Annotated in this window: 8 protein-coding genes; 3 read left to right on the forward strand and 5 right to left on the reverse strand. The window is 42.1% G+C overall.

Annotated features, from left to right (window positions below):
• Positions 1 to 126: 126 nt before the first annotated feature.
• The 3 genes from AC06MN_RS07435 to AC06MN_RS07445 form a co-directional block, all read right to left on the reverse strand.
• Complete coding sequence (locus AC06MN_RS07435) at positions 127 to 435, reverse strand: hypothetical protein (protein ID WP_475671727.1); 309 nt, start codon at positions 433 to 435, stop codon at positions 127 to 129.
• Between the two features lie 258 nt (positions 436 to 693).
• Complete coding sequence (locus tag AC06MN_RS07440) at positions 694 to 1,719, reverse strand: arginase family protein (protein ID WP_475671728.1); 1,026 nt, start codon at positions 1,717 to 1,719, stop codon at positions 694 to 696.
• A 79-nt stretch (positions 1,720 to 1,798) separates the two neighbouring features.
• The gene (locus tag AC06MN_RS07445; protein WP_475671729.1) at positions 1,799 to 2,110 is read right to left on the reverse strand and encodes a hypothetical protein; all 312 of its coding nucleotides are present in this window, start codon (positions 2,108 to 2,110) and stop codon (positions 1,799 to 1,801) included.
• 210 nt (positions 2,111 to 2,320) lie between these two features.
• Between AC06MN_RS07445 and AC06MN_RS07450 the strand changes: the two genes are divergently transcribed.
• The 3 genes from AC06MN_RS07450 to AC06MN_RS07460 all read left to right on the forward strand — a co-directional run bounded on the left by AC06MN_RS07450 (position 2,321) and on the right by AC06MN_RS07460 (position 5,654).
• Positions 2,321 to 3,142, forward strand: a complete 822-nt coding sequence (locus AC06MN_RS07450) for an MBL fold metallo-hydrolase (RefSeq protein WP_475671730.1) — start codon at positions 2,321 to 2,323, stop codon at positions 3,140 to 3,142.
• A 177-nt stretch (positions 3,143 to 3,319) separates the two neighbouring features.
• Positions 3,320 to 4,186: a Cbp1 family collagen-binding glycoprotein adhesin gene (locus AC06MN_RS07455; protein ID WP_475671731.1), complete on the forward strand. Its 867-nt coding sequence runs from the start codon at positions 3,320 to 3,322 to the stop codon at positions 4,184 to 4,186.
• A 139-nt stretch (positions 4,187 to 4,325) separates the two neighbouring features.
• Positions 4,326 to 5,654, forward strand: coding sequence for a sigma-54-dependent transcriptional regulator (locus tag AC06MN_RS07460; RefSeq protein WP_475671732.1), 1,329 nt, complete (start codon positions 4,326 to 4,328; stop codon positions 5,652 to 5,654).
• Between the two features lie 591 nt (positions 5,655 to 6,245).
• On the opposite strand, the gene AC06MN_RS07465 is transcribed toward AC06MN_RS07460, so the two are convergent.
• Both AC06MN_RS07465 and AC06MN_RS07470 read right to left on the reverse strand, forming a co-directional pair.
• Entirely contained in the window at positions 6,246 to 7,721 is a 1,476-nt protein-coding gene (locus AC06MN_RS07465; protein ID WP_475671733.1) for a DUF262 domain-containing protein, read from the reverse strand.
• Positions 7,722 to 7,725: 4 nt separating this feature from the next.
• The gene (locus AC06MN_RS07470) at positions 7,726 to 7,860 is read right to left on the reverse strand and encodes a hypothetical protein (protein ID WP_475671734.1); all 135 of its coding nucleotides are present in this window, start codon (positions 7,858 to 7,860) and stop codon (positions 7,726 to 7,728) included.
• Positions 7,861 to 8,059 lie beyond the last annotated feature (199 nt).

The following is an 8,059-nucleotide window of genomic DNA, read 5'->3' on the forward strand; positions in this document are numbered from 1 at the left end:
TGGTAAGTTGCTTGCGCTCCGTTGCAGACAGACTTACCTCGTACTTCTGGATAGGCATAATCGTATCGTGTTGTATGTGACGCGGCAAAGATACGATTATTCTTTGTTTTATGCAATATTTAGATATTACAAAGTACTAGGTTGCCACTCATACTTGAATAAGTTGCGCTCACATTCTCTCAAAAAGCAATTGTTGGAGTTGCTCATTATAATACTTGGATTATTTACGATTTCATCTTTGTATTCGTTCAAGTCGTTTATCAAGGCATCAATCAGAGCGACCTTTTCTTCATTGCTATATGAACACACGAAATGTGGATTGTTTATTCCATTAAACTCCCAATCAACCAATTGTTTAATGCTAAATGTGATTTCATTTTCATCTTCCCAATCATTAAGATTAAATGTAAAAGCCTTGTTTTTGAAATTCATCATACTACTAATAATTATAAGTTATACTATATGGAAATCATTCAATGTTATATTTTAAATTTCTATTGCAAAATTAAACAATTTTCTCAAATTTTTGTAGATTTTGCAGAAATTATTGCAATTTCAACAAAAACAGAAGATTAGAAACAAATTGCCATTTGAATTTTGTAGAAATCCCACCAACTTTTTCAGCAGCCAGCTAATGGCTAAAAGCTAACAGCTAATAGCCCTGCCAGCTGCTGAAAAAGAATCAGTCTTTCATCATTTCGCTGCTACACCACAGAGGTGGAACAAGACGCGGGCGCCGACATTGCCGTCCCAGTCGCCATCGCCGGGCGAGACTTCGCAAAGGTCGAAACCGATGATTTCCTTGCCGGCTTCACGGATGCGGTTGAGCAGATACATCAGTTCTTCATATTCCAAACCGCCAGGAACCGGAGTGCCGGTGTTCGGGCAGAGTTTCGGGTCGAGGGCATCAATGTCGATTGAAATGTAGGTCTTTTGCGGTAAGGCGGCCACCATTTCGTCAACGATGGTCTTCCAAGTTGCGCCTTCGTACATGCGGCGGCGGTTGTCGCGGTCGAAGAAGACCTTCACGCGCTCCGGTTGACTCTCGGCCAAGGCCTTTTCCTGGTGGCAGTAATCGCGGATGCCGACTTGCACTAATTTCTTCACATTGTTGAATTTCAACGTATTGTAGAAAATCGAAGCGTGCGAATACTTGAAGCCTTCGAAAGCCTCACGCAAGTCGCAGTGGGCATCGGCATGGAGAATGCCGTATTCCACACCTTGTTTGTTAAGGTATTGGTGATAGGCGAGGGGCGTGCTGTGGTCGCCGCCAAGCAGACCGACGGTTTTGCCTTGCGCTTTCCAGAAGGCGATGCGCTCGCAGAGCCATGCGTTTTTCTTCTCTGTAGCTGCCTCAATATCGGCGTACATCTTGTCGTATTTCTCTGGTTCATCGTCAATTGTACCCTCGTAAAGAGCGTTGATGATATCCTCACTCACAGGAGCCAGTTCGTCGTGCAGTTCGCGCAGTTCCTTTGGAAACTCGTCCATCCAGATGCCTTTTTGCCAGAGGTCGGGATAATCGTGGTGGCAAAGGTCGACTTGCATCGAGGCTTCCATAATCGTGCTTGGACCGTCGACGGTGCCGCGGTTATAGCTGGTTGTCAGTTCCCATTCCACAGGGATGATGATGATTTGCGCTTCTTTGGCGGTGCAGGGCAGTCCGTAAATGCCTGAATCGGCCACGGCAGCTGCATTGGGGTCAAAAGTCTTTTCCATTTTTTTATCTTTTAATTGATGGAAACTCGTCCAAAGTTGTCATATTTTATATGGTTTTGGACGAGTTTTTAATTTTTAATTAATTGTCGTATAAGTTATTAAGTGAAATTATGTGCTGAAAAATTTCAAGATAATTATTGCGCTTGGCATTGAAAGTTGTGATGAGCACGGTCTGTAATCCTTTCGATTCTTTCATTTCTTCTTCAAAACTGCTGATTCTTCTTTGTATTTTCCCGTACTCGTTTTTTGTGAGTAAATAATCTGATTTTGAATATTTTACTTCGCAGATATTGATAATGTTGTCGGCTCGGTCAATGACGATGTCAATTTGTGCGCCATCTGTTTTGTTTTTGCTTCTCCACGAATAATAATCGGTGTGCATCGTGTCCAAATGCAGTGATTTTATGATATCCTGAATGTGAAACAGACACACCTATTTCTTCCAATTAGTTTTTCCATGATATAAGGCTACTTATTTTTGCGCAAAAATATGAAAATCTTTTGTTTGCAAAATAAAACTCGTCCAAAAATGATAAAAATTCACTGCTTTTGGGCGAGTTTCTTGCTTTTTTTCTAATTTTGCCCTTCTATCATTTGTGCCATGGATTTATTCTCTTGTCTTTCGCCTTTTGTCTTTTGCAGTTTCGCCAGCGGCAGCAGCGGCAACTGTTTTTTCGTCGGAGTGGAAGATGAGGGTTTTCTGGTTGATGCAGGAGTGAGTTTGGTACATTTGAAAAAATCCTTGCAGCAGATTGATTATCAACAGAAAAGCATAAAGTGCATTTTCCTTACGCATGACCATATCGACCATGTAAAGGGGCTTGATGTGATTGCGGAAGCATTGCAAGTTCCGATTTACGCCCATGCCGATTGCATTGCAGGCGTGTTGCGTGGCAAGGCGACCCGAAACATGAATCCTGAAATTTTCCACGCCATTGAGCCGTTGAAGCCGATTGAAATGTGTGGAATCCACATCGAGCCTTTCCCCGTGATGCACGATGGCCGTGGAAATCTGGGCTATTATTTCCGCTATGATGATAAGAATCTGACACTTGCAACTGATGTCGGCGTGATTGACAGTTGTGTGGAATCGTATCTCGACAAGTCGGAATCCATTGTCATTGAGGCGAATTACGATGACAACATGTTGTGGAAAGGTCCGTATACTTACATTTTGAAGCAGCGCATTGCCTGTTCGACGGGACATTTGAGCAATTTGGAGGCATCACGTTACATTTCCAAACGCTATGCCAAGGATCTGAAAAACGTAATGCTCTGTCATTTAAGCGAAAACAATAACACGCCGGAGTTGGCTATGCAGACCGTTTACCACACTTTGCAGCAACAAAGAATCCGCACCAATATGGAAGTTACGCTGTTTCCTTTGCCGCGTCATCAGTCCACAGGCCTTATCCACCTTTGATTTCTGTTGTTGCAAATTTCTACAATCTACAAGCGTGAAAGTGGAAATTCCACAGTTTTCTACAATTGAAATAATATAAAGTTTTTTGCTTAATTATTGATATACATTGTGTTAAACAAATGTTTTGCGATTAGGCACGGAATGTGCTTTAATAATGGCAACTTTATATTTAAAAAAATGAGAAAATTATCTATCATCGCTTTAGCACTTGTAGCACTGTTTGCTACTTCCTGTAGGAATGTGGAAAAATCTAAAGAGTATCAGGCACTGTTGGCCGAAAGAGATTCACTTCAAGTGATTGCAGCCGCTGCCAATGGTGACTTTGATTCGGCTTTGCGTACCATCAATGAAATAGAGAATGCACTTGAATCAGTGCGTGCCGCTGAGGGCATCATCATGATGGAAAACCAGGAAGGCGACACCAATAGGGCCGTTGCCGAAATCAATGCCATTCAGCAGACTTTGCAGGAAAACCACCAGAAGATTGCTGATCTTGAAAAGCAACTTTCATCACAGGGTGCCAAATCGAAGGCCTTGAACGAAACCATCAACCGCTTGAAGGAACAGCTTGATGCAAAAGACACCTATATTAATACGTTGAAGGAGGAATTACAGTCGAAAGATGTTCAAATCAGCGAACTCAACGAACAGGTGAGTGGTTTGAACGAAAACATCGAAAACCTCAACGCTCAAAATGCAGCCCAGCAGGAAATGATTAACAACCAGGATGCTGCAATGCATACTGTTTGGTATTGTGTTGCCACACAGCCGGCCCTCATCGAAAAGGGATTGATGACCAAGGGCGGTCTTTTCCAGGCTAAGGAACTTGTCAGCGAGGCTTTCGACAACAGCAATTTCACTAAGGCTGACAAACGCGAACTCACAACCATTCCGTTGAATACCAAGAAAGCAACCATATTGACCAAACACCCAGCCAACAGTTACGAACTGGTCGCTGATGAAAATGGCGCTCAAACGCTTAACATCACCAACAAGGAAGCTTTCTGGAACCAATCTAATTATTTGATTATTTCCATCAAATAAATTTCTGCTCGTTTTCAATTTTCAAAAGAAGCCTCGCATCCCTGCGGGGCTTCTTTGTTTTCCACAATTATTTTGTGGAATTTCAGTTTTAACCGTAATAATAGTTGTGGAATTGTGGAAAATGACTATTTTTGCGCCTATGAAACACACAATCCTTATCGTTGAAGATGATGCCGCTTTTGGCGTGATGATTCAGACTTGGTTGAAGAAAAACAATTATGATGCCGACTTGGTGTCGCGTTATGAGCAGGCGAAGATTGCCATCACATCAAAACACTATGATTTGATTCTCACCGATTTACGTCTTCCTGACGGCGATGGCATCATTCTGATGTCGTGGGTGAGGGAAAAGCAGAAAAACCATGTGCCTTTCATCGTAATGACGGGCTATGCCGAAGTGCAGACCGCCGTTTCGGCCATGAAAATGGGAGCCTTCGACTATCTGAAAAAGCCTATCAATCCCAGCGTGTTACAGGAGAAGATTGAGGCGGCCATTACTTCTGACAACGAACCTGCGGAAGTGTATCAGCCGCAACATAAGGAAATGGTGAAGGGACATAGTCCTGTCATTCAGCGGCTTTACAAGCATGTGGAACTTGTCGCCCCGACCAAATTCTCCGTCCTGATTTTAGGCGAAAGCGGCACGGGCAAGGAATACATCGCCCGCATGATTCACGATTGCAGTCTCCGCAAGGATGAACCTTTCATTCCTGTGGATTGTGGAAGTCTTTCAAAGGAACTGGCACCCAGCGAGTTGTTCGGTCATTTGAAAGGCTCGTTCACTTCAGCCATTGCCGACAAGAAAGGCGTTTTCGAACAAGCCAAAGGTGGCACCGTTTTCCTTGATGAAGTCGGTAATTTGCCCTACGAGGTTCAGATGCAACTGCTCCGCGCTTTGCAGGAGCAAAAGGTGAGACCAGTTGGCTCGGCAACCGACATCAATGTGGATGTGCGTATCATTGCGGCAACCAATGAGAATATCGAGCAGGCTATTGAGGAAGGCCGCTTCCGTCAGGATTTGTACCATCGCATCAACGAGTTTTCGCTCACGGTTCCGCCTTTGCGCGAAAGGATGGAGGATTTGGAAGAGTTCGTGTATTTCTTCATCGACCAAGCCAACCAGGAATTGCTGAAAGAAGTGAAGGGAATTTCTGACGAGGCACTGACGGAGATGAAAAAGCAGACTTGGAACGGTAATCTGCGTGAATTGCGTAATGTCATACGCCGTTGCGTGCTGTTTGCCGAAGGCGACACTATCGAATTGGACGATCTGCCGGTTTTCGTTCACACTATAAAGAACATAGAAAAAAATGACGATGACTGGGCTTTGCGTCCCGATAACGAAAAGCAGCAGATTGAAGCCGCCCTGCAAAAGGCGAGAGGCAACAAGACTGTGGCGGCCAAACTGCTTCAAATCGACCGCAAGACCTTATATAATAAGATGCACTTATACGGCATTGAGCTGTAGGTGAGGTGAAAGTAGTGGTTGACAATCGCAACTTTTTAAAAAGATTCAGATTGTTAATCGTGATTTATTCGGAAAATACACTTTTACTTTCCGATGCAGAATGTTATTGTATCATTGTAATAATTTAATTTGCAACAACTTAATTGGTGTATAGTTGTTTGAAAGTAACAAATTGGTTCCTGAATATAAAGAAAGGGACTTGCGTCCCTTTCAAAAAGTAGTAGTAATGGGTTGCAGTAAAAGAACCTTATGCAACGCGGTTGCAAAGATAGAAAATCTTTGTAAGATGATAACTATAGTTTGAAATTTATTTGTTATAGAATAAGTTTTATTACGTTGATATGCCGTTGTAGGAATGTCTTTGGTATTAAGTTTATTGCACTCTCAATGTCTTGAAACTCATTGCTGATATTTGAAAATGATATATCTCCGTCTTTAAGCTGTTGAATAGATGTGTTGTCGTAATCAATGAAAGAAGCATCGAAATCATAGTAGGTGTCAGCTCCATTTTCAACCTTCTTTATGTTAAGATGTTCGTTTCCGTCTATAATGTTGCATAGCTCTGTGGTTTTAACTGCCATAGAATCTTTGTCAAGGTTTGGTATTTTGCCATTTTTGTGGGAATATGTGTTCTATTTGGAAGTCGTCATCAATAAGTGTTTGATTGTCATTATATAGGTATGCTTCTAAGGTTATCATACATCTTTGCAGTCTCCATTGTGATGTCTTGCTAATTTTCTCTCTGAAATCCGATGGTAACGAATATTTGAACTCTGTATCTCCATTCTTTGATATGTCAATGCAAAATGCGTACACTTGGTCTTTTATCGCGTTCACTGTTGGGTATTCTATAAAGCGGGCCAGTATAAATGCCAATAGCCGTCGTAGGAATTTTGCAAGTTGTTCCTTGAAATCTGTGTCGTTTTTGTGATAATTGAAAAACACGCTTGTTGGGTATTTCCAGTATTCGTTCGGATAACTGCTTAAACAATGCAGCCACTTCTTTGCTTCGGTATTGCAGTAACGGCTGCTTTCTTCCGAAAAGTCCTTGTTTTTTGTGTTTAAGTCAACCCAAAATTCTGCGATACCGAATAGTTTGTCAAAGAAGTCTTTTGTCCTGAATGTAGCATATTTGTTGTCGTTTCCTGCATAGAAACGGCGCAATCCTATTTCCTTTGAATTTATTCCTTTCTCGCCCCTTATTATGTGTGAGTTGTATCTGAAAAGGTCATCGATGGAAAAACCGCCATCGGAAACAACCTCTTCGAGGTTTTTCCACTTCTTTGCAAGCAACTCTTTTTCGTCTTTTGTGTGTTGTTGCTTGTAAAGTTCAGCCTTGAAAATGTCAGAATCCGCAAGAGCCATTCCTCTGTCGTTTAGCGTTCCGAATATGGTTAGTGCGGCATCTAAGTCTGAGCATTCTATCGGAAGCATAATGCACTTCTTGATAATTGTCAGGCATAGTTCTTTCCAGTACATTGGAGCGTTTGAGACATACTCGTTGTATTTGTGAACGAAAAACGCATAGTTGCAGGCGTAGTTTGATTTTTGATTTTCTGTTGTGCGGCCTGTCTTTAGTATTTCGTGGAATGTTTCGTTGTCCTTGTCGGTTGCCACAAGCGAGTGTATGTGTATATCGCCCTTATCTGTAACTTCCCTCGACATCGGATTGACGTTCCAGATGCAAGGAGCTATCGAAGCCATCAGGCCGATAATGTCTTTGTCGTTCGGATTGTTGGCTTGCATTTCTTCCAATTTTGAATAGAATGCACGTAGCATTAGCATTATGGTTGTAAGCCTCTGCTGCCCGTCAATCACATCAATGACCTTTGGATTTGATGGGTCGTTGCATGTAACGATTGTGCCCAGAAAATACTCAATGTCTTTTCCGTCTTTTGTCTCATCGTAGAAGTTAGTTATGTCTATCCAAAGAGTTTCGCATTTCTCAACATCCCATTTGTATGGCCGTTGGTATTCTGGTATAATGTAAGATTTTCCGCTTTGTCCAGAAGTATTGAGTGATAATATTTCCTCGATGCTTTTTCTGCTTACGTTGAGTTCCGACATGTGATTATTGTTTTGTGAGTTTTGCGATTGTTTCCTGTTGCGACTTTACCGTTGCAGTAAGTTCGCTGATTATTTCATTCAATGCTTCGAAACCGCCTTTTTCAAGTTGACTTCTAAGCATTGGTTCTTGTCCGTACATGAGCCATTCATTGCGCACGTCGGCATAGATTTCAAGAACTGACTCTGCAATTGATTGTAGGTATGTTCTATTAATTCATAAATTCGAGTGGAAGCCGTTCCACAAGAGTCAATCTTTCGGAATCAGTCGCTCTTCAGAGGACTTTGGCTGTCGATAGCGTTCGTTTATCCACTCATTGACATGTTGTTTTTGACGATTT

This window comes from Candidatus Limimorpha sp. (assembly GCF_056203535.1).

Coding starts and splice junctions, on each gene's coding strand:
- AC06MN_RS07435 (WP_475671727.1), bottom strand. CDS start 435: ATGATGAATTTCAAAAACAAGGCTTTTACATTTAATCTTAATGATTGG.
- AC06MN_RS07440 (WP_475671728.1), bottom strand. CDS start 1,719: ATGGAAAAGACTTTTGACCCCAATGCAGCTGCCGTGGCCGATTCAGGC.
- AC06MN_RS07450 (WP_475671730.1), top strand. CDS start 2,321: ATGGATTTATTCTCTTGTCTTTCGCCTTTTGTCTTTTGCAGTTTCGCC.
- AC06MN_RS07455 (WP_475671731.1), top strand. CDS start 3,320: ATGAGAAAATTATCTATCATCGCTTTAGCACTTGTAGCACTGTTTGCT.
- AC06MN_RS07460 (WP_475671732.1), top strand. CDS start 4,326: ATGAAACACACAATCCTTATCGTTGAAGATGATGCCGCTTTTGGCGTG.
- AC06MN_RS07465 (WP_475671733.1), bottom strand. CDS start 7,721: ATGTCGGAACTCAACGTAAGCAGAAAAAGCATCGAGGAAATATTATCA.
- AC06MN_RS07470 (WP_475671734.1), bottom strand. CDS start 7,860: ATGTACGGACAAGAACCAATGCTTAGAAGTCAACTTGAAAAAGGCGGT.